This is a genomic window from Bradyrhizobium sp. WSM4874, assembly GCF_055811835.1.
Genome location: NZ_JBVVPR010000002.1, coordinates 12,464 through 33,683 on the forward strand (window position 1 = coordinate 12,464; position 21,220 = coordinate 33,683).

The following is a 21,220-nucleotide window of genomic DNA, read 5'->3' on the forward strand; positions in this document are numbered from 1 at the left end:
CTGATGGAATTCTTCGAAAGCGCATTCTGGACCGGGTTCCTCTGGCCGCTGATCATCATGATCGCGGAGAGCGTCCTGGTGCTGGTCGTCCTGCTCGTGGCGATCGCTTATATCCTGCTCGCCGACCGCAAGATCTGGGCGGCGGTGCAGATCCGCCGCGGCCCGAACGTGGTCGGCCCTTGGGGCCTGCTGCAATCCTTCGCGGACTTGCTGAAGTTCGTGCTGAAGGAGCCGATCATCCCGTCCGGCGCCAACAAGGGCGTGTTCCTCCTGGCTCCCTTGGTCTCGTGCGTGCTCGCGCTCGCCGCCTGGGCGGTGATCCCGACCAATCTCGGCTGGGTGATCTCCGACATCAATGTCGGCGTTCTCTTCATCTTCGCGATCTCGTCGCTGTCGATCTACGGCATCATCATGGCCGGCTGGTCGTCGAACTCGAAATATCCGTTCCTGGCTGCGCTGCGCTCCGCGGCGCAGATGGTGTCTTACGAAGTCTCGATCGGCTTCGTCATCATCACGGTGCTGCTCTGCGCCGGCACGCTGAACCTCTCGGCCGTAGTCGAGGCGCAGCACGTCCGGGGTCTCGCCAGCCTGATCGGGTTGCCGCAGCTCACCATCCTGAACTGGTACGTCTGGCCGCTGTTCCCGATGTTCGTGATCTTCTACGTCTCGGCGCTGGCGGAAACCAACCGTCCGCCATTCGACCTGGTCGAAGCGGAATCCGAGCTCGTCGCCGGCTTCATGGTCGAGTACGGCTCGACGCCGTATCTTCTGTTCATGCTCGGCGAGTATGTCGCGATTGCCACGATGTGCGCGATGGCGACGATCCTGTTCCTGGGAGGCTGGCTGCCGCCGGTGGACCTGCCGCCCTTCAACTGGGTGCCGGGGATCATCTGGTTCTCGCTAAAGCTGTTCTTCATGTTCTTCCTGTTCGCGATGGCCAAGGCGATCGTGCCGCGCTACCGCTACGATCAACTGATGCGCCTCGGCTGGAAGGTCTTCCTGCCGCTGTCGCTGGCGATGGTGATCGTAGTGGCCGGCGTGCTGCACTTCGCCGACATCGCGCCGAAGTGAGGGCCGTCATGGGTATCAACATCAACGCCACTGCACGTTCGCTCCTGTTGTCGGAATTCGTCTCGGCGTTCTTCCTCGCCATGCGCTATTTCTTCCAGCCGAAGCCGACGCTGAACTATCCCTTCGAGAAGGGCCCGATCTCGCCGCGCTTCCGCGGCGAGCATGCGCTGCGCCGCTATCCGAACGGCGAAGAGCGCTGCATCGCCTGCAAGCTGTGCGAAGCGGTCTGCCCGGCGCAGGCCATTACCATCGAGGCCGGCCCGCGCCGCAACGACGGCACCCGCCGCACCGTGCGCTACGACATCGACATGGTGAAGTGCATCTATTGCGGCCTCTGCCAGGAAGCCTGTCCGGTCGATGCCATCGTCGAAGGTCCGAACTTCGAGTTCGCGACCGAGACCCGCGAGGAACTGTTCTATGACAAGGCCAAGCTGCTCGCCAATGGCGATCGCTGGGAACGCGAGATCGCGAAAGCGATCGAACTCGACGCGCCGTACCGGTGAGATGAGAGCATGATCCTTCCCGCGCTGTTCTTCTATCTGTTCGCCGGCGTCTGCGTCGCCTCGGCGGTGATGGTGATTGTCTCGCGCAATCCCGTGCACTCCGTGCTGTACCTGATCCTGGCCTTCGTCAACGCCTCCGGCCTGTTCGTGCTGATGGGCGCCGAGTTCTTGGCGATGATCCTGATCGTCGTCTATGTCGGCGCCGTCGCGGTCTTGTTTCTTTTCGTGATCATGATGCTCGACGTCGACTTCCTCGAGCTGCGCGAGGGCTTCATCGAGTACCTCCCGGTCGGCCTCGTGATCGGCGGCATCTTCCTGTTCGAGCTGTTGCTCACCGTCGGCTTCTGGGTCATCAACCCCGGCGTCGCCAAGACGATCACGGCGGCGATCCCGACCAACGTCTCCAATACCGAGGCGCTGGGCCTGGTGCTCTATACCAAGTACATCCACTACTTCCAGCTCTCGGGCATGGTGCTGCTGGTCGCCATGATCGGCGCCATCGTGCTGACGCTGCGGCACAAGGCGAGCGTCAAGCGGCAGGACATCAACGTTCAGAACGCGCGCACGCCCGAAATAGCGATGGCGATCCGCAAGGTGACGCCGGGGCAGGGGCTCCAGGACTCTGACGCGGCGGAGTGGGTGAAATGACGATCGGGCTCGGACACTATCTTGCGGTCGGCGCGATCCTGTTCACGCTCGGGATCCTCGGCATCTTCCTGAACCGCAAGAACATCATCGTCATCCTGATGTCGATCGAGCTGATCCTGCTCGCGGTCAACATCAACCTCGTGGCGTTCTCGACCTTCCTCGGCGACATCGTCGGGCAGGTCTTCGCGCTTCTGGTGCTCACCGTCGCGGCCGCTGAAGCCGCGATCGGTCTCGCCATCCTGGTGGTCTATTTCCGCAACCGCGGCTCGATCGCGGTTGAGGACGTCAATCTGATGAAGGGCTGATCGCATGATCCGGAAAAGTGGATACCGGTTTTCCGACCAGATCATGCGGAAAGATTAAATCATGGTCCAGGCAATCGTCTTTCTGCCTCTGCTGGGCGCAATTCTTGCCGGCTTGATCGCGCTGTTCGGCGCGCATGCCCGCAACCCCTCGGGCGACACGGTCGAGCATCACGATGATCACGGCCATGGCTCGCACGTCCATGCGTCCGACACCATCACCGAGGATGCGTCGGTCATCCACGAGACCCATCACGAGCCCGGCGACGGCCACGACGACCACCACGTCTCCGAGCCGCCCGCGGCGGGCTCGCGCGGCGCCGAGCTGATCACCACGGCGTTGCTGTTCGTCTCGGCGGCGCTGTCCTGGATGACGCTGGTCGATGTCGGCTTCATGCACCACGACATGCGCATTCCGCTGCTGCCGTGGATCCTCTCCGGCGATCTTCAGGTCTACTGGACGCTGCGGGTCGACACGCTCACCGCCGTGATGCTGGTGGTCGTGACCACCGTGTCCTCGCTCGTGCACCTCTATTCTATCGGCTATATGGACGAGGACCCGAACCGGCCGCGCTTCTTCGGCTATCTGTCGCTGTTCACCTTCGCCATGCTGATGCTGGTGACCGCGGACAACCTCGTGCAGCTGTTTTTCGGCTGGGAAGGGGTGGGTCTGGCGAGCTACCTCTTGATCGGTTTCTGGTACCAGAAGCCGTCGGCGAACGCCGCCGCCATCAAGGCCTTCGTGGTCAATCGCGTCGGCGATTTCGGCTTCGCGCTCGGCATATTCGCGATCTTCCTGCTGGCCGGCTCGACCGATTTCGAGACCATCTTCCACGCTGCGCCCGGCCTGACCGGCAAGACCATCGACTTCCTCGGCTGGCATGCCGACGCGCTGACTCTGACCTGCCTGTTACTGTTCATGGGCGCGATGGGCAAATCGGCGCAGTTCCTGCTGCACACCTGGCTGCCGGACGCGATGGAAGGCCCGACCCCGGTGTCGGCGCTGATCCACGCCGCGACCATGGTCACCGCCGGCGTCTTCATGGTGGCGCGCCTGTCACCGCTGTTCGAGCTCGCGCCGAATGCGCAAGCCGTCGTGATGTTCTTTGGCGCCACCACGGCGTTCTTCGCGGCGACCATCGGCCTCGTCCAGAACGACATCAAGCGCATCGTCGCCTACTCGACCTGTTCGCAGCTCGGCTACATGTTCGTGGCGATGGGGGCAGGGGCCTATTCGGTCGGCATGTTCCACCTGTTCACGCACGCCTTCTTCAAGGCGCTGTTGTTCCTGGGCTCCGGCTCGGTGATCTACGCGATGCATCACGAGCAGGACATCCGCAACATGGGCGGCCTGTGGCGCAAGATCCCCTACACCTATGCGGTGATGGTGGTCGGCACGCTCGCGCTCACCGGCTTCCCGCTGACCGCCGGCTATTTCTCCAAGGACGCGATCATCGAGTCCGCCTACGCCTCGCATAATCCGTTCGCGATGTACGGCTTCCTGATGACGGTCATCGCGGCCGGCCTGACCTCGTTCTACTCGTGGCGCCTGATCTTCAAGACCTTCCACGGCGAGCCGCATGACGATCATCACTACGAGGCTGCGCATGAAGCGCCGATCTGGATGCTGATCCCGATCGGTGTGCTCGCGGTCGGCTCCATCCTGGCCGGCTTCCCGTTCAAGGAGCTGTTCGCCGGTCACGGCATCGAGGAGTTCTTCCGCGAATCCGTGAAGATGAACCCGCACATCATCGAGGAGATGCACCACATCCCCGAGACCATCGCCTTCCTGCCGACGGTGATGATGGTGCTGGGCTTCCTGGTGTCGTACCTGTTCTACATCCGCCGGCCCTATCTGCCGGTCGAGCTCGCGAACACGCAGCCGATGCTGTACAAGTTCCTGCTCAACAAATGGTACTTCGACGAGCTCTACGACATCATCTTCGTCCGCCCGGCGAAGTGGATCGGCTACCAGCTCTGGAAGAAGGGCGACGGCTTCATCATCGACGGGCTCGGCCCCGACGGCGTCTCGGCCCGCGTGCTGGACGTCACCCGCAACGTCGTGAAGATCCAGACCGGCTATCTCTACCATTACGCGTTCGCCATGCTGATCGGTGCCGCCGGCCTGATCACCTGGTTCATGTTCGGCTTTGGAGGCCAGTAAATGACGACCTGGCCAATTCTATCCGTCACGACGTTCCTGCCGCTGGTCGGCGCGCTGATCGTCTATCTCAGCCGCGGCGATGACGAGGCATCCCGGCGCAATTCGCGCTGGATCGCGCTGTGGACCACGCTGATCACCTTCGCAGTGTCGGTGATCCTGGTCATGCGGTTCGATGCGTCGAACCCCGACTTCCAGTTCGTCGAGAAGGCGAACTGGCTCGCCACCGGCATCACCTACCACATGGGCGTGGACGGCATTTCGCTGCCGCTGGTGATCCTGACCACCGCCATCATGCCGTTCTGCATCATCGCGAGCTGGAAGGCGATCACCAACCGCGTTCGCGAATACATGATGGCGTTCCTGATCCTGGAAACGCTGATGATCGGCACCTTTTCGGCGCTCGATCTCGTGCTGTTCTACCTGTTCTTCGAAGGCGGCCTGATCCCGATGTTCCTGATCATCGGCGTCTGGGGCGGTCCGCGCCGGGTCTATGCGTCCTTCAAGTTCTTCCTCTACACGCTGCTCGGCTCGGTCCTGATGCTGCTCGCCATCATGGCGCTGTACTGGAACGGCGGCACCACCGACATCCCGACCCTGATGCACACCGCCGTGCCGCGCTCGCTGCAGACCTGGGCGTGGCTCGCCTTCTTCGCCTCGTTCGCGGTGAAGATGCCGATGTGGCCGGTGCACACCTGGCTCCCCGACGCCCACGTCGAGGCGCCGACCGCAGGCTCGGTGGTCTTGGCTGCGATCATGCTGAAGATGGGCGGCTACGGTTTCCTGCGGTTCTCGCTGCCGATGTTCCCGCTGGCCTCGCATGACTTCGCGCCATTGATGTTCACGCTCTCGGTCATTGCCATCATCTACACCTCGCTGGTGGCGCTGATGCAGGAGGACATGAAGAAGCTGATTGCGTACTCCTCGGTGGCGCATATGGGCTTCGTCACCATGGGCATCTTTGCTGGCACCATGCAGGGCGTCGCCGGCGGCGTGTTCCAGATGATCTCGCACGGCATCGTCTCCGGCGCGCTGTTCCTCTGCGTCGGCATCGTCTACGACCGCATGCACACCCGCGAGATCGCCGCCTATGGCGGCCTCGTCAACCGGATGCCGCTCTACGCGCTGACGTTCATGGTCTTCACCATGGCCAATGTCGGTCTGCCCGGCACCTCCGGCTTCGTCGGCGAGTTCATGACGCTGCTCGGCACCTTCAAGGTCTCGATCCCGACCGCGTTCTTCGCCACCTTCGGCGTGATCCTGTCGGCCTGCTATGCGCTGTGGCTCTACCGCAAGGTCGTGTTTGGGGCGCTGGTCAAGCCGTCACTGGCGAGCATGAAGGATCTCACCTTCCGGGAGGGCCTGACGCTGTTCCCGCTGATCGCGCTGACGATCCTGTTCGGCATCTACCCGAAGCCGGTGCTCGACATGTCGGCGGCCTCGGTCCAGCAACTCGTCAACAACTACAACACCGCTGTGACGGCCGTGAAGGCCGCCGCACTGCTCCAGTGAGCGGGCAGGTCAGGATATCGCCATGAGCTTTGAGACTGCAGGTTATCAACTGGCGCCGGTGCTGCCCGAGCTCGTGCTCGCGGTCGGGGCCATGGCACTGCTGATGCTGGGCGCCTATCGCGGGCAGGAGACCACCAAGACGGTCACGACGCTCGCGGTGCTGCTCCTCATCGTGGTCGGCGTGCTCGAATACATGCTGCCCGCGGGCAAGCACGTGACCTTCGGCGGCAGCTTCATCGTCGATGATTTTGCCCGATTCATGAAGATCCTGGCCCTGATCGGTTCGGCGGTGACGCTGGTGCTGTCGACCGAGTTCCTGTCGGATCCTTCGCGCCGCATCTTCGAATATGCGATCCTGGTGCTGCTCTCGACCCTCGGCATGATGGTGCTGATCTCGGCCGGCGATCTGATTTCGCTCTATCTAGGCCTCGAATTGATGTCGCTGGCGCTCTACGTCGTGGCGGCTTCCAACCGCGACAACGCCAAGTCGACCGAAGCCGGTCTGAAGTACTTCGTGCTCGGCGCGTTGTCCTCGGGCATGCTGCTCTACGGCTCCTCGCTGATCTACGGCTTCACCGGCACGGTCAGCTTCACCGGCATCGCGGCGGCCGCGACGATCTCGAATGTCGGCCTGGTGTTCGGTCTCGTGTTCCTGCTCGCCGGCCTCTGCTTCAAGGTCTCGGCCGTGCCGTTCCACATGTGGACGCCTGACGTCTACGAGGGCGCACCGACCCCGGTCACCGCCTTCTTCGCCTCGGCGCCGAAAGTGGCCGCGCTCGCAGTCTTCACCCGCGTCACGCTGACCGCATTCCCCGGCATCGTCTCGCAGTGGCAGCAGATCCTGGTGTTCGTGTCGATCGCCTCGATGGCGCTGGGTTCGTTCGCCGCGATCGGCCAGAGCAACATCAAGCGCCTGATGGCCTATTCCTCGATCGGCCATATGGGCTTTGCCCTGGTCGGTCTTGCCGCGGGCACGGTCGAGGGCGCGCAGGGCGTCTTGATGTACATCGTGATCTATGTCGCGATGACGCTGGGCTCCTTCGCCATCATCCTTGCGATGAAGCGCAACGGCCAGCCGGTCGAGCAGATCAGCGATTTCGCGGGTCTCTCGCGCACCAATCCGCTGCTCGCCTTCATGTTCGCGATGCTGCTGTTCTCGCTCGCCGGCATTCCGCCGCTCGCCGGCTTCTTCGCCAAATGGTACGTCTTCGTCGCCGCCATCAAGGCGAATTTGTTCACGCTCGCCGTCATCGGCGTGCTGACCAGCGTGGTCGGCGCCTACTACTATCTCAGCATCGTCAAGACAATGTATTTCGACGAGCCGGCCGGGCAGGTCGATCCGGTGCGCGTCGAAGTCAAGACGGTGCTGGCGGTCGCGGGTCTGTTCAACATCCTCTTCGCACTGTTCGCTGGCCCGGTGGTGAGCGTCGCCTCCGCCGCGGCAAAGTCGCTGTTCTAGGATGGCATTCGCGCTCGGTCCTCGTGCGGCGTCGGCGGGCTACAAGCTCGCAGCTTTCGAACGGACCGGCTCGACCAACACCGAGGCGATCGAGCACGCGAGGCGCGGCGAACGCGGCCCGATGTGGTTCGTGACATCGGAGCAGACCGCCGGCCGTGGCCGCCGCCAACGCGCCTGGATTGCGCCAAGGGGAAACCTTGCCGCCAGCGTCCTTGAAGTCCTTGATGTCGCTCCTTCCGTCGCCGCGACGATCGGCTTTGCGGCCGGGCTGGCCGAGGAGGCCGCGCTGGAGAAGGTCAGCCTGGAGGCGGCACTGCGCCTCGGCGAGGGCCGTCCCCGCTACGCCCTGAAATGGCCGAACGACGTGCTGGCCGGCGGCAAGAAGCTGGTCGGCATCGGCCTGGAGGCCGAAGCCATCGGCGACCGTCTTGCCATCGTCGTCGGCATCGGCACCAATGTCGTCGCCGCGCCCGAGGGCACGCCGACGCCGGCGGTGTCGCTGGCCGCGCTCGGCGTCCAGATCAGTGCGGAAGAGCTGTTCTCGGCGCTCTCGGATGCCTGGGTGGAATTCCGCGGTATCTGGGACAATGGCCGCGGCTTTGCCGCTATCCGCAAGCTGTGGCTGGAGCGCGCCGCCGGCCTCGGCGAGCGGGTCGCGATCCACACGGGAGTGACGACGCTGGAAGGCATTTTTGACACGATCGACGACACCGGCTGCCTGATCGTCCGCACCGCGGAGGGCCGGCGCGTGCCGGTGGCCGCGGGCGAGGTGTTCTTCGGCACGGCCGCCTCCGTGGGAGCTGCGTGATGGCGAAGCCTGAAGAACTGGTATTTGCACCGCTCGGCGGCGTCGGCGAGATCGGCATGAATTTGTCGATCTACGGTCTCGGCAACCGCCAGCAGCGCGCCTGGCTCGCGATCGATCTCGGCGTCTCCTTCGGCGACGAAGAGCATCTGCCGGGCATCGACTTGATCATGCCCGACGTCAGCTTCCTGGAGAAGGAACGCAAGAACCTGATGGGGCTGGTGCTGACCCACGCCCATGAGGACCATTTCGGTGCGATCATCGACCTGTGGCCGAAGCTGAAATGCCCGATCTACGCGACGCAGTTCAGCGCCGCGCTGTTCGAGGCCAAGTGCGCTGCCGAGCGCAATGCGCCGAAGATTCCGGTGACGGTGGTGCCGTCGGGCGGGCGCGTCGACATCGGGCCGTTCAATGTCGAGTTCATCCCGGTCGCGCATTCGATTCCGGAGTCGCATGCGCTGGCGATTCACACGGAAGTCGGCACGGTGCTGCACACCGGCGACTGGAAGATCGATCCGACCCCGATCATCGGCCGCCCGACCGACGAAAAGCGGCTGCGGGAGCTCGGCGATGCGGGCCTGCTCGCCCTGATCGGCGATTCCACCAACGCCGTGCGCGACGGCCGCTCACCCTCGGAAGCCGAGGTTGCCAGGTCCATCACCGAGCTCGTCAAGGCCGCCAAGGGCCGCGTCGCGGTCACGACCTTTGCCTCCAACGTCGCGCGCCTCAAGGCCGTCGCCATCGCCGCGAAGGCGGCCGACCGTGAGGTCGTCGTGGTCGGCCGCGCCATGGAACGCGTCGTGCAGGTCGCGCGCGAGACCGGCTATCTCGACGGGGTGCAGAGTTTCCGCTCCCCGGACGTCTACGGTCATCTGCCGCAGGACAAGGTGCTGGCGCTCTGCACCGGTAGCCAGGGCGAGCCGCGTGCCGCGCTGGCGCGAATCGCCAATGACGATCATCCCGAGATCACGCTCAACCGCGGCGACAGCGTGATCTTTTCCTCGCGCACCATTCCCGGCAACGAGAAGGCGGTCGGCGCCATCATCAATGGCCTGGTTTTGCAGGGCGTGGAGGTCATCACCGACCGCGACCAGCTGGTCCATGTCTCCGGCCATCCCCGCCGCGACGAATTGCGCGACATGATCGCCTGGACCAGGCCGCAGCTCCTGATCCCCGTCCATGGCGAGGCCCTGCACCTCAACGAGCACGCCAAGCTGGCGCGTGCCGCCGGCGTGCCGCGCGTGTTGGTTTGCCGCAACGGCGACCTCATCAAGCTCGGCCCCGGCGATCCCGGCATCATTGGGCAGGTGCCTGCGGGCCGCCTCTACAAGGACGGCACGATTCTGGAGGACTCCAAGTCCCGCGCGGTGGTCGAGCGGCGCCGCATGGCCTTCTCCGGCTGCGCCTTCGTCGCCATCGCCATGACGCAGCAGGGCGAACTCGTCGACGATCCCGAGGTCGATCTGATCGGCATCCCCGAGAAGAACAAAGCGGGCGAGCCCTTCGACGACATCGTCTTCGACGCCGTGGTCTCCACCATCGAAGGCCTGCCGAAGGCGCGCCGTCGCGACGCGGATGCGCTGGCGGAGTCGGTGCGACGCGCTGTCCGCTCCGTGATCAACGAACATTGGGGCAAAAAGCCCCCCTGTCTGGTACATGTGCTGACAGTCTAATTTGGGCATGATCTTTCCGGAAAACCGCTTCACACTTTTCCGGATCATGCCCTAGGGGAGAAGAACCATGCTGGGCCGGCTCAACCATGTCGCGATTGCGACCAAGGACGCCGTCAAGGCCGCCAAAATCTATGGCACCGCATTCGGCGCCGAGATCTCGGAGGCCGTCGCGCTGCCCGAGCATGGCGTCACCACCGTGTTCGCGACGCTGCCCAACACCAAGATCGAGTTCATCGAGCCGCTCGGCGAGGCCTCGCCGATCGCAAAGTTCCTCGATCGCAACGCCGACGGCGGCATCCACCACGTCTGCTACGAGGTCGTCGACATCATCGCCTCGCGCGATACGCTGGTGAAGGAGGGCGCAAGAGTGCTCGGCGACGGCGTGCCGAAGATCGGCGCCCACGGCAAGCCGGTGCTGTTCCTGCACCCGAAGGACTTTTCCGGCGCGCTGGTCGAAATCGAGCAGGCATAGGCCGAAGCCATGGCCATCCAGATCTCAACCGCAATCGCAATTTATTTCGTCATCTGGTGGGTCGCGCTGTTCCTGACGCTGCCGTTCGGCGTGCGCAGCCAGCACGAGGACGGCGTCGGAGTGCCGGGCAGCGACCCCGGCGCGCCGATCCTGACGCGGATGGGGGGCAAGCTGATCTGGACCACCATCATCTCGGCGATCATCTATGGGATCGCCATGGTCGCCTATCACGCCGGCTATTTGTCGATCGAGCGCCTGTCGAAATTGATGGGCATGCCGTTTTAAGAATTTTTGATTGGCTTTGTTGGGGGACCAATGACTTTTCAGAGGATCGTCGTCGCGCTTCTGGTGCTGATCGTCGCCGGCCTCGGTGCCATCGGCTATTTCGAGTGGAAGATGGCCGTGCAGGTGCGCACCCTGAAGGCGTTCGTCGAGGGCTACGTCTTCAACGAGGCCGTGATCGCCTGCGAGCAGGCCAAGAGCTCGACGCCGTTCAAATGGAACGGCGGCAAGAGCACCTCGGTGATCGGCCTGAACTCGGTCAAAACGGACAAATACACCGTCAGCGCCAGCTACACGCTGGTGGCGGACAGCGTCTATTGTGATTACGATCCGATCAAAAGAAAGGCCGAGATCGGCTCGAGCTTCCTGGAGCGGGAGTAACGATCCGGCCCATATATGGGATGAGATCGTCATGGCACAGGGGCAGGGGGACTACCGGATTCTGCATGAGGCGGCGTTGCGGGATTATCTCGCAAGCGTTGCAGACCTCAAGGCGCTTCTCGGGAGCGAGCCGGCCTCCTGGTCGATCACCGAAGTCGGCGACGGCAATCTCAATCTCGTCTTCATCGTAAAAGGCGGCCAGGGCGGCGTCGCCGTGAAGCAGGCGCTGCCCTATGTCCGCCTGGTCGGCGAGAGCTGGCCGCTGCCGCTGTCCCGGGCTCACTACGAATATCTCGCTTTGTCGCGGCAGGCCGAGCTTGCGCCCGGCCTCGTGCCGGCGCTGCTGCATCACAACGAGGCCTTGGCGCTGACGGTGATGGAGCTGCTCGAGCCCCACATCATCATGCGCAAGGGGATGGTTGCGGGCTCGCAATATCCGCGCTTTGTCGATGACATCACCACCTTCATGGCGCGGACCCTGTTCTTCACCTCCGACCTCGCGCTGTCGGCGGCCGAGAAGAAGCAAGGCATCGCGGCCTTCGCCGGCAATCATGCGCTATGCAAGATCACCGAGGATCTGATCTTCACCGATCCCTACCGCATCGCCGAGCAGAACCGCTGGACCACGCCGTATCTCGATGCGCTCGCCGCAGAGCTGCGCGACGACATGGATTTGCATGTCGCGATCTCCCGGCTGAAGCTGAAATTCATGGCGAGCCCCGAGGCACTGCTCCACGGCGACCTTCACACCGGCTCGATCATGGTGACGGACGGCGAGACGCGGGTGATCGACCCCGAATTCGCATTCTACGGCCCGATGGGTTTCGATGTCGGCGCCGTGCTGGCCAACCTCCTGATGGCCTATTTTGCCTCCGCCGGCCACGAGCGCTCGCCGGGCGAACGGCGTGCGTTCGAGCATTGGGTGCTGGAGACGGTCGAGCAGGTCTGGAACGCGTTCGCCCGCAAATTCCTTGAGCTCTGGCGCGCTGGCGCCGTAGGGGATGCCTATCCCGCCTCGCTCTTCGCCGGCGAGACAGGCGCGGCACGCCTGGAGGCCGAGCGGCAGGCCTACATGCAACGGCTGTTCGCGGACACGGTCGGCTTCGCCGCGGCAAAAACCATCCGCCGTATCTTCGGCCTCGCCCACAATATCGATTTCGAGCTGATCGAGGATCCGCGCAGGCGCGCGATCAGCGAAGCACGCGCCGTGCGGCTGGCAAGGATGATGATGCTGGAGGCGGGTGCGTTTCCGACCATTGCGGACGTCACCGCTGCAGCGCGAAAATTGCGCGAGTGGCAGCCGGAGTTCTAGCCGGCTTTCTCACAAATCGGCGGGGCCCGCGCGCGACGCTCGCATACGTCAACCCCTTCAAGGCGCTTGCGCTCGACCTGCCGTGGATGATCAACTCCCGGACCGGAGCACGGCTTGCGTTGTCGGAGGGACCATGATGTTCAGGATAGTGGCGATCGTCGCGGGTCTGGGGCTGGCACTGGCCGCTACGGCGGAGGCCCAGACCCCGCGCAAGGGCGGAACCATCCGCATGACCGCGCCTTATGGGTCGAGCTTCACCAGCCTGGACATTCATACGACGCAGCGCGCGCAGGACGAGATCTACGCCAAGGCGCTGCACCGGTCGCTCTACATCTGGAATTCCGCCGAAGGCAAACCGGTTCTGGAGCTTGCCAAGGAGGACGTCGTCTCGGGCGGAGGTCTCGTTCATACCTTCAAGCTGCGCGACGACGCCTATTTCCACAACGGTCGCAAGATGACGGCCGACGACGTCATCTGGACCTACAACCGCATCATGGACGGCACCAAGGCTTATCCCGGCGCGCGCTATGTCCGCGTGATCGAGGGCGCGGCGGCGGTCGAGAAGGGCCAGGCCAAGGAGATCTCCGGCCTGAAGAAAATCGACGACTCTACAATCGAAATGAAGCTGACCGAGAAAGTCGATCCGGGCTTCTACTTCTGGAACGCGATCACGTCGATCTATCCCGCCGACGAAGCCGCCAAGGAGAGCTTTCTCCAGAAGCCGATCGGTCTCGGACCCTTCAAATTCGTCGAGCACGTGCCGGGATCGCGCATCGTTCTGGAACGGTGGGACCGGTTCTACAAGCCCGGCAAGCCCTACGCCGACAAGATCGTCGTGTCGGTCATGGGCGAGGCCGCGGCACGCGATGTCGCCTTCCGCAACAAGGAGATCGACACCTCGGTGCTGGGACCTGCGCAATATGTCGCCTATCAGAACGACGCCGACCTCAAGGGCACCGTGGTCGAAGTCGCCGAGGTCTTCACCCGCTACATGGGGATGAATCCCGCGTTCAAGCCGTTCGCCGACAAGCGCGTCCGGCAGGCGATCAACTATGCGATCGACACCGACCTGATCATCAACAAGCTGGTCAAGGGCAAGGCCTATCGCGCCACCAGCTGGCTGCCGCTGACCTCTCCTCTCTACGACAAGACCATGAAGCCCTACGCCGTCGATCCCGCCAAGGCCAAGCAACTGCTCGCTGAGGCCGGCTATCCCTCAGGCTTCGAATTCGAATGGACCACCAGCCAGAACGAGAGCTGGGGTCTGCCGATCGTCTCGGCCGTGATCCCGATGCTGGACAGGGTGGGCATCAAGGCGAAGGTGAAGCAGGTCGAGACCGCGGTGCTGGCGGAGGTGGTTCGCAGCGGCGACTACCAGGCGTTCATCTATTCGCAGGCGACCGGACCCGATCCCCAGGCCGCCCTCAAATGCTTCCACTCGGCGACGCCGCAATCAGCCTGCAACTATATGAACTTCAAGAATCCCGAGTTCGACAAGCTGATCGACGAGGCCGGGCAGTCCGATGACGCTGCAAAGCGTACCCAGCTGCTGCAGAAGGCCAATGCTGTTCTCTACGAAGAGGCGCCGGTCTGGTTCTTCAACTACAACAAGGCGGTCATGGCGGTGCAGCCGTGGCTCAAGGGGGTCCAGCTGAATGCGACCGAGCTGACCCATCAGAACGTCGAAGACCTCTGGGTCGACGAGACCTCGCCCGCGAAGTGACACGCGCTCTCGCGCTCCCTCCGTCGCCATGAACGACGGAGGGAGAGAGGAAAAGTGCCGATGCTCTCCTTCCTGTTCCGCCGCCTGCTGCAGACCATTCCGACCGTGCTCGCCGTGGTGGCTCTGGTGTTCGTGCTGTTCAGCGTCGTGCCCGGCAGCATCGTCTCGTCCATGAGCGACGATGCCGATCCGCAGGTCGAGCTGCGCATGAAGAAGCAGCTGGGCCTCGACGATCCCGTCTATGTCCGCTTCGGCATCTACATTGCCAAGCTTGCGACCGGTGATTTCGGAACGTCGTTCCGGACGCGCGAGCCTGTAACGTTCATGATCGCCAAACGGATATGGCCGACGCTCCAGCTCATCTTCGCAGCCATGGCGTTTTCCGTCGTGATCGGCGTTCCCCTGGGTTTCATCGCCGCGCTGAAGCCGGGGGGCATCGTCGACACGCTGGCCATGGTCGTGGCGGTGTCGGGACTATCGATCGCCAAATTCTGGCTCGGACTGGTGTTGATGTACTTGTTTGCGTTGAAGCTCGGCTGGCTGCCGAGTTTCGGCTATGGCGACGGCGGGATGAAATATTTGATCCTTCCGGCCGTGACGCTCGGCGTCTCGCCGATGGCGCTGTTCGCCCGGACGACACGCGCCGCTGTCCTCGAGATCATGACCGCGGATTTCGTCCGCACCGCGCGCTCCAAGGGCATGAGCGAGACCCGAGTCGTGAAATGGCATGTGACGCGCAACGCGCTTGTCATTATCCTCACCACGGTCGGCTTGCAGTTCGGCGCGCTGATGGGGCAGGCGGTCGTGGTCGAGAAACTGTACTCCTGGCCGGGCATCGGCTCGCTGCTGGTCGACAGTGTCCTGCAGCGCGACATTCCGGCCGTCCAGGGCTCCATTCTCGTCGTGGTGCTGTCCTTTCTCGCGATCAATCTGCTGATCGACGTGCTCTACGGCGTGATCGATCCCAGGATCAGATACGCATGAAGCTCCGCGCCAATCTCATCATCGGTGGCGCGCTGTTCGCGCTTGCGATCGTGGTCGGCCTGCTCGCGCCCTGGCTGGCGCATACCGATCCTGTCCTGGACGCCAATCTGCTCAACGCGGAAGAGCCTCCGAGCTGGACCTGGTGGTTCGGCACCGACGACCAGGGCCGCGACATTTATTCCCGCGTCGTCTACGGCGCGCGCGTTTCGCTGACGGTCGGCATCGTCTCGCAGCTCATCAACAGCGTCATCGGCGTGGCGCTGGGCCTGAGCGCCGGCTATTGGGGCGGCTGGTGGGACGATGTCGTCAACGGCCTGACCAATCTCATGCTCGCGATTCCCTCGCTGATCTTCGCGCTGGCCATCATGGCGGTGCTTGGTCCCGGCCTGACCAGCCTGCTGATCGCACTCGGCTTGACCAACTGGTCCTTCACGTGCCGGATCGCGCGGGCCTCGGCGCTGTCGCTGAGGAGCCAGGGCTATGTGCAGGCCGCGACCGTGCTCGGCTACGGCGATCTGCGCATCATGATCACGCAGCTGCTGCCGAACATGCTGGGTCCGATCGTCGTCATCGGCACGCTCGGCATGGGCAGCGCGGTCTTGTCCGAAGCCGCATTGTCGTTCCTCGGCCTCGGCGTCCGCCCGCCGTTTCCGAGCTGGGGCAGCATGTTGTCGGATGCCCGCGACCAGATCACGACGGCGCCGTGGCTCTCGGTGTTTCCCGGCCTTGCCATCTTCCTGACGGTGCTCGGCCTCAATCTGCTCGGCGATGGCTTGCGCGACATTCTCGATCCCCAATCGCGGAGCCGGCGGACATGACGGGCGCGCCGCTGATCGAAGTCGAGGATTTGCGCATCGATCTCGACGATGGCTCGAGGCGCGTTGCGGCGGCCGAGGGCATTTCGTTCCGCATCGATCGCGGCGAGACCTTCGGCCTCGTCGGCGAATCCGGCTGCGGCAAGAGCATCACGGCGCTCGCCTTGATTGGCCTGTTGCGGCAGCCCTTGTCGATCGGCGGCGGCGTCATCCGGTTTGAAGGGCGGGAGATCCAGCACCTTTCAGCCGCCAGGCAACGCGATCTGCGCGGCAATCGCATCGCCATGATCTTCCAGGAGCCGATGACGGCGCTGAACCCGGTCTCGCCGGTGGGCCGGCAGATCGCAGAAATGTTCGTGCTGCACAAGGGCAAGAGCTGGCGGGAAGCCGACAGACTGGCGGTCGAGGCGCTGGCGAGCGTCCGCGTTCCCGCGCCGGAGCGGCGCGTGAAGGACTACCCGCACCAGCTGTCCGGCGGCATGCGCCAGCGCGTGATGATTGCCATCGCGCTCGCCTGCGGTCCGGATCTCCTGATCGCCGACGAGCCGACAACGGCACTCGACGTGACCGTGCAAGCCGAAATCATCGAGCTGATGCGGAATCTTTGCGCCGAGCGGGGGACCGCAATCCTGATGATAAGCCACGATCTGGGGCTGGTCGCCAATGTCTGTCGCCGGGTGGCCGTGATGTATGCCGGCCGTATCGTCGAGGAGCGCGGCTCGGCCGATATATTTCGGGCGCCCTCGCACCCCTATACGCGAGGCCTGGTCGCCTCGCTGCCGCGGCTCGGCAGTCGCGCAGCCCTTGGCCGCACCCGGCTGACGGAGATCGCGGGTGTGGTCCCGGCCATCACGAATTTCCCCGACGGCTGCCGGTTCAATCCGCGTTGCGCGCAGGCGACCGATATTTGCCGGACCACCGCGCCGGGAGCGGATTTGCTCGACCCCGGCGGTCTGGTCAGGTGTCACCACCATGCATGAGCCGCAAGACAGGTTGGGTGAGACACGGCCGGACGACGATGTCATTCTCAGCGTCAGGGATCTCGCGGTCCACTTTCCGCTCGGAGGTGGCCTGCTGGGGCGCGGCCGTCGGCTGCTCCGTGCCGTCGACGGCGTCGATCTCACCTTGAAGCGGGGCGAATGCCTCGGCCTCGTCGGCGAGTCCGGCTCCGGCAAGTCGACGGTCGCATTGTCGATCCTCGGTCTCCTGACGCCGACGCGCGGCCGCATCGTGCTGGACGGACAGGTCGTGACGAACCGGCCATCCGTCGATCGAAAGGCGCTGGCCCGCATCGTGCAAATTGTGTTTCAGGATCCCTACGCCTCGCTCAATCCGCGCCAGACCGTTCGTCGTACGCTGGAAGATCCCCTGCGTGTGCATGGCGTCACGGCCAAGAGCGAGATCGAGGACCGCGTCGCGAAGATGCTGCGGCATGTGGGCCTGCGGCCGGAGCAGGCCGACCGCTATCCGCATGAATTCTCCGGCGGCCAGCGCCAGCGCATCGGCATTGCGCGTGCGCTGATCCTCAATCCCAGGATCGTCATCTGCGACGAACCGGTCTCGGCGCTCGATGTCTCGATCCGTGCCCAGATCATCAATCTGCTGCTGGAATTGAAGGAAACGCTCGGTCTCTCCTACATCATGATCAGCCACGATCTCGGCGTCGTCGAGCACATGAGCGACAAGGTCGCCGTGATGTATCTCGGCCGCATCGTCGAGAACGGCCACTGGCGCGAGATCTTCGAGCGGCCCGCGCACCCCTACACGCAAGCCCTGATCGCCGCCATCCCCGATCCCTTGCGCCATGCACCGCTGGCGACGACAGGCGGCGACCTTCCCAATCCGCTCAATCCGCCGAACGGATGCGCGTTCAGTCCGCGGTGCCGTTACGCGGAAGCTGTGTGTCGGAGCGAGCCGGGGCCGGTGCTGGAGACGCGGGTGGACGGGCACGCGGTGAGGTGTTGGCGAAGCGAGGAGATTGCTGCGGCGAGCTTCGCTCCATCACCGTTACCCTGAGTGGCCGCTTCGAATCTCCGAATGAGGGAGCGTCTCTCGGGCATTGATCCGATTTGTTTGTCAAGCTAGCGCTTGGAGAGGCTTTAGGGGGAAGCCCACCATCCGTCGGGGAATGGCTCCAGCAAAGTCCGATCGACTTGGTTGTCGTTGTCAGGGGGGCCGATAGCTCCTGCATTCCAGCTCGGTGGCGTGCGGCGACGGAGGCGGACAGACAGGGCGCCTGGTTCACGACTTCGAAGGCGGCGCGAAGCAGGATGTGTCAAGCGTAATGGAGGCACACCGCGGGCGCTTCGCTCTGCTTCTTCGACTACATCTCGAAGATATTCCAATTCGGAGAGCTGAGAAGTGAGTGCGCTAAGACGTTGGGCATAAAGGATTGCGCGAGAGCTTCGCATGGATGTTCTCCCTGGCACAAAGAACTATCGGGAAAAAGTAGAAATCTACCATAGGTACACATCGGATTTCAATACGTCAGGCTCACTGCTTCAGGGTTGCGGCTTCGGCCAGCGCGTTTCGCGACGCGCTCAGGAAGATACGGCCAGGTGCGGAGGCAATTGAGACAGCAAAAGGGACCCCAGCTTCAGGACCGGTGAAGCTGGGGCTGTTGAGCTGCCTTGGCGAAGCAGACTGCCCGCTTGGGGAGAGGCGCGGGAGAAATCGGCAATCGGCAAGTCGTTCCTAGCCGAACAAAAATGAGCCCCAGCTCCGGGGGCAATGGGGAAGAGCTGGGGCCCGACTGGACTGCATTACCCACTTGGGGATGAGCGTCGGAAAATTGGTAACCGGCGAGCTGCTTCAACTGCCGTGCTGCCGAAAAATGTTTAGCGGCCTCTGTCGTCCTTGCCGTTGGGGGTGCCAATCGCCGCCGCCGTTACCCAGTCGTTGTTGCCATGGTGATGGACCACGCTCGCACCCGATTTAGCAATTGCATCGGACGTGAAGGAGGTGGAGAGCAGCAGCGTTATGGCTGGAGGTGTCACGGCAGCTAACTGCCACTGACACCACAACCGCGATGATGACATCGTGCTCCTGTTTCCCCGACCCATCAAACGGGGCCCCGGCAAGGCTATGGATTGCCGGTCAAGCCTGTCGTCTGACACCGACCAGACGAGGGCGGCGGTTTGCGTTCTCGGCCGGCAAGGCGCGCAGCCAGTCGCGGAAGCCTTCGACCTCCGGGCAATCCGCGGTGCCTTCGGGCGCAACGAGCCAATCGCCCAAACCCGATCCTTCATCGATCCGGTCGCAGCGATAGCCCGGATGGTGGCCCAGTCCGCGGGCGATCAGCAGGTCGACCTTGCCCTCGATCAGCTCGTGCAGGCCGGCCGGATGCAACAAGCCGATCTCCGCATGCGTGCTGCGAAACGCTGCCAGATCGAGGCGGCGGAGGTCGAAGCTGCCATGGACGCCCAATTGCAGCAGCACCGCACCTGCCGGTTTCAATTGCGAGGTCGCCTCCGCAATGTGGCGAAAGCCTTCGGATACGCCGGGCAAATAAGCCTGACCGGCGACGGTGAGGATGAGCTGCTTATGCAGCCGCTCGAACAGCTGCACGCCGAGGCGCGCCTCCAGCGCCTTGACCTGCTGCCCCACGGCGGCGGGGGTCACGTGCAGCTCGTGTGCGGCCAGCTTGAAGCTGAGATGCCGCGCGGCGGCTTCGAACGCGCGGAGCGCGTTGAGTGGTGGAAGGATGTAGGTCATCGCTCCTTTTGACACTGATGGGCCATGGCCTTGCAATAGATTTTCTTGCGCTGAGCCGCAGCAATGATGCTTTGCGTAGCGGTGATGGCGCCGGATACGGTCGATCCGCAATCCGGAGAAACCCTATGCCCCCAGCTCACATCGTCAGCCACAATCCCGCAACGGTCCACGCTCCCGCCGGCGGTTACTGCATGGGACTTGAACTGACGCAGCATCGCCGCCTGTTGTTCATCAGCGGCCAGGTGCCCGAGAGGTCCGACGGCGCCGTTCCTGACGGTTTTGAGGCGCAGTGCGAACAGGCCTGGCGCAATTTGATCGAGGTGCTCGCCGCCGCCGGCCTTGGCGTCGCGCATCTGGTCAAGGTCACCACGTTCCTGACCGACCGCAATCAGCTCGTCGCCAACCGCTCCATTCGTCGCGCGATGCTGGGCGAGCACCAGCCCGCGCTGACGGTCGTGATCGTCGAGACCGTCGACAGCAAATGGCTGCTGGAGATCGAGGCGGTCGCCGCGGAGTGAAACCAGCCGACTTTGCAATGAACCAATCATATCAGGTGTCCCATGGCTGAAATCATCCATCCGTTTTACGAAGCGCATCGCGGTGCAATGGAGGCCGCCATGCGCGAGCGGCTCGACCTGGCCGAAGCGATGTTGCGCGAGCGCGCGCAACTTTCCGGGATCGACGGGATCAGGCAGGAGTTGATGGACGAATTCGAAATCGTGCTCACCCAGATGCCCTATGTTGGCGGCGCGGCGAGCCGCATGAGCGATTTCTTCATGCGTCTCATGGGCTTCACGGCGATCAGCCGGGTGCTGCGGCGTCACGGCGTGCCGCTGCCTGTGATAGGCGAGATCGAGCGGGAAACCTACAAGGCGCAATTGCTCACCGTATCGGAAGCGGAACGTCTCGCCTCGGGTCGTCAGTTCATGTCGCCGGAGAACCAGGCCTTGCTACGGGAGCAGGCAGCAAGAAGCGCGACCGAGAGCCATGAGACCGAATTTCCGGAAGACTTCGTCTACGATTTCGTCGAGCCTGATACGGACGACAAGTTCGAGTTCGGGATCAACTACAAGGCTTGTGGCTTCTGCAAACTCGCGGCGCGCCATGGCGACAAGGACATTCTGCCGAACATCTGCGGGCTCGATTTCGTCGCCTACGCAGCGCGAGGCATCCGCCTGGAGAGGACTCAAACACTCGCGGGCGGTGCGAGCCATTGCAATTTCCGGTTCTCGCGGCTTGCTCTGGATGAGTAGGCGGAGAGGTAAGCCGCCTGATCGTGCTCTGCGATCGGATCGCCCACTGTTACCACATCGTCATTGCGAGCGCAGCGAAGCAATACAGAATCTTTCCGCGGCGGCAGTCTGGATTTGTTAGCTGCGCGCGCAATGACGGGGGTTGGGGCG

Annotated in this window: 21 protein-coding genes; 20 read left to right on the forward strand and 1 reads right to left on the reverse strand. The window is 63.6% G+C overall.

Annotated features, from left to right (window positions below):
• The first annotated feature begins 3 nt into the window (after positions 1-3).
• The 18 genes from nuoH to AC0L3P_RS02490 all read left to right on the forward strand — a co-directional run bounded on the left by nuoH (position 4) and on the right by AC0L3P_RS02490 (position 18,119).
• Entirely contained in the window at positions 4-1,071 is a 1,068-nt protein-coding gene (gene nuoH / locus AC0L3P_RS02405; RefSeq protein ID WP_106944955.1) for an NADH-quinone oxidoreductase subunit NuoH, read from the forward strand.
• A gap of 14 nt (positions 1,072-1,085) precedes the next feature.
• Positions 1,086-1,574 carry an NADH-quinone oxidoreductase subunit NuoI gene (gene nuoI, locus AC0L3P_RS02410; RefSeq protein ID WP_026232873.1) on the forward strand — a complete coding sequence of 163 codons (489 nt, stop codon included), beginning with the start codon at positions 1,086-1,088 and terminating at the stop codon, positions 1,572-1,574.
• 9 nt (positions 1,575-1,583) lie between these two features.
• Complete coding sequence (locus AC0L3P_RS02415) at positions 1,584-2,222, forward strand: NADH-quinone oxidoreductase subunit J (RefSeq protein WP_007603557.1); 639 nt, start codon at positions 1,584-1,586, stop codon at positions 2,220-2,222.
• Complete coding sequence (nuoK, locus tag AC0L3P_RS02420; RefSeq protein ID WP_015685769.1) at positions 2,219-2,527, forward strand: NADH-quinone oxidoreductase subunit NuoK; 309 nt, start codon at positions 2,219-2,221, stop codon at positions 2,525-2,527. Before AC0L3P_RS02415 ends, nuoK begins: the two co-directional genes overlap by 4 nt.
• 61 nt (positions 2,528-2,588) lie before the next feature.
• Positions 2,589-4,688, forward strand: coding sequence for an NADH-quinone oxidoreductase subunit L (gene nuoL, locus AC0L3P_RS02425; protein ID WP_275171311.1), 2,100 nt, complete (start codon positions 2,589-2,591; stop codon positions 4,686-4,688).
• Positions 4,689-6,197 (forward strand): NADH-quinone oxidoreductase subunit M, encoded by a 1,509-nt coding sequence (locus AC0L3P_RS02430; RefSeq protein ID WP_275171310.1) that lies wholly within the window; start codon positions 4,689-4,691, stop codon positions 6,195-6,197.
• A gap of 22 nt (positions 6,198-6,219) precedes the next feature.
• Positions 6,220-7,656 (forward strand): NADH-quinone oxidoreductase subunit NuoN, encoded by a 1,437-nt coding sequence (nuoN, locus tag AC0L3P_RS02435; RefSeq protein WP_275171309.1) that lies wholly within the window; start codon positions 6,220-6,222, stop codon positions 7,654-7,656.
• 1 nt (position 7,657) lies between these two features.
• Positions 7,658-8,464 carry a biotin--[acetyl-CoA-carboxylase] ligase gene (locus tag AC0L3P_RS02440; protein ID WP_275171308.1) on the forward strand — a complete coding sequence of 269 codons (807 nt, stop codon included), beginning with the start codon at positions 7,658-7,660 and terminating at the stop codon, positions 8,462-8,464.
• The gene (locus tag AC0L3P_RS02445; RefSeq protein WP_275171307.1) at positions 8,464-10,134 is read left to right on the forward strand and encodes a ribonuclease J; all 1,671 of its coding nucleotides are present in this window, start codon (positions 8,464-8,466) and stop codon (positions 10,132-10,134) included. Before AC0L3P_RS02440 ends, AC0L3P_RS02445 begins: the two co-directional genes overlap by 1 nt.
• Positions 10,135-10,201: 67 nt before the next feature.
• Positions 10,202-10,606, forward strand: a complete 405-nt coding sequence (gene mce, locus AC0L3P_RS02450; RefSeq protein WP_275171306.1) for a methylmalonyl-CoA epimerase — start codon at positions 10,202-10,204, stop codon at positions 10,604-10,606.
• 9 nt (positions 10,607-10,615) lie between these two features.
• Positions 10,616-10,891, forward strand: a complete 276-nt coding sequence (locus AC0L3P_RS02455) for a DUF1467 family protein (protein WP_275171305.1) — start codon at positions 10,616-10,618, stop codon at positions 10,889-10,891.
• Positions 10,892-10,921: 30 nt separating this feature from the next.
• The gene (locus tag AC0L3P_RS02460) at positions 10,922-11,269 is read left to right on the forward strand and encodes a hypothetical protein (RefSeq protein WP_275171304.1); all 348 of its coding nucleotides are present in this window, start codon (positions 10,922-10,924) and stop codon (positions 11,267-11,269) included.
• Between the two features lie 31 nt (positions 11,270-11,300).
• Entirely contained in the window at positions 11,301-12,581 is a 1,281-nt protein-coding gene (mtnK, locus tag AC0L3P_RS02465; protein ID WP_275171303.1) for an S-methyl-5-thioribose kinase, read from the forward strand.
• 133 nt (positions 12,582-12,714) lie between these two features.
• A complete protein-coding gene (locus AC0L3P_RS02470; protein WP_275171302.1) occupies positions 12,715-14,304 on the forward strand; it encodes an ABC transporter substrate-binding protein in 1,590 nt (529 codons plus the stop codon).
• A 60-nt stretch (positions 14,305-14,364) separates the two neighbouring features.
• The gene (locus AC0L3P_RS02475) at positions 14,365-15,288 is read left to right on the forward strand and encodes an ABC transporter permease (RefSeq protein ID WP_473301021.1); all 924 of its coding nucleotides are present in this window, start codon (positions 14,365-14,367) and stop codon (positions 15,286-15,288) included.
• The gene (locus tag AC0L3P_RS02480; RefSeq protein ID WP_473300888.1) at positions 15,285-16,106 is read left to right on the forward strand and encodes an ABC transporter permease; all 822 of its coding nucleotides are present in this window, start codon (positions 15,285-15,287) and stop codon (positions 16,104-16,106) included. Before AC0L3P_RS02475 ends, AC0L3P_RS02480 begins: the two co-directional genes overlap by 4 nt.
• On the forward strand, positions 16,103-17,083 hold the full coding sequence (locus AC0L3P_RS02485) for an ABC transporter ATP-binding protein (protein WP_275171300.1): 981 nt from the start codon (positions 16,103-16,105) through the stop codon (positions 17,081-17,083). The genes AC0L3P_RS02480 and AC0L3P_RS02485 overlap by 4 nt, the downstream gene beginning before the upstream one ends.
• Positions 17,076-18,119, forward strand: a complete 1,044-nt coding sequence (locus tag AC0L3P_RS02490; protein ID WP_275171299.1) for an ABC transporter ATP-binding protein — start codon at positions 17,076-17,078, stop codon at positions 18,117-18,119. The genes AC0L3P_RS02485 and AC0L3P_RS02490 overlap by 8 nt, the downstream gene beginning before the upstream one ends.
• 1,080 nt (positions 18,120-19,199) lie before the next feature.
• Here AC0L3P_RS02490 and AC0L3P_RS02495 read toward each other — a convergent pair.
• A complete protein-coding gene (locus tag AC0L3P_RS02495; RefSeq protein WP_275171298.1) occupies positions 19,200-19,817 on the reverse strand; it encodes a LysR family transcriptional regulator in 618 nt (205 codons plus the stop codon).
• Between the two features lie 125 nt (positions 19,818-19,942).
• Here AC0L3P_RS02495 and AC0L3P_RS02500 point away from each other — a divergent pair, with 125 nt between their 5' ends.
• Both AC0L3P_RS02500 and AC0L3P_RS02505 read left to right on the forward strand, forming a co-directional pair.
• Complete coding sequence (locus AC0L3P_RS02500) at positions 19,943-20,335, forward strand: RidA family protein (protein WP_275171297.1); 393 nt, start codon at positions 19,943-19,945, stop codon at positions 20,333-20,335.
• 42 nt (positions 20,336-20,377) lie between these two features.
• Positions 20,378-21,070 (forward strand): L-2-amino-thiazoline-4-carboxylic acid hydrolase, encoded by a 693-nt coding sequence (locus tag AC0L3P_RS02505; RefSeq protein WP_473300889.1) that lies wholly within the window; start codon positions 20,378-20,380, stop codon positions 21,068-21,070.
• The last annotated feature ends 150 nt before the right edge of the window (positions 21,071-21,220 follow it).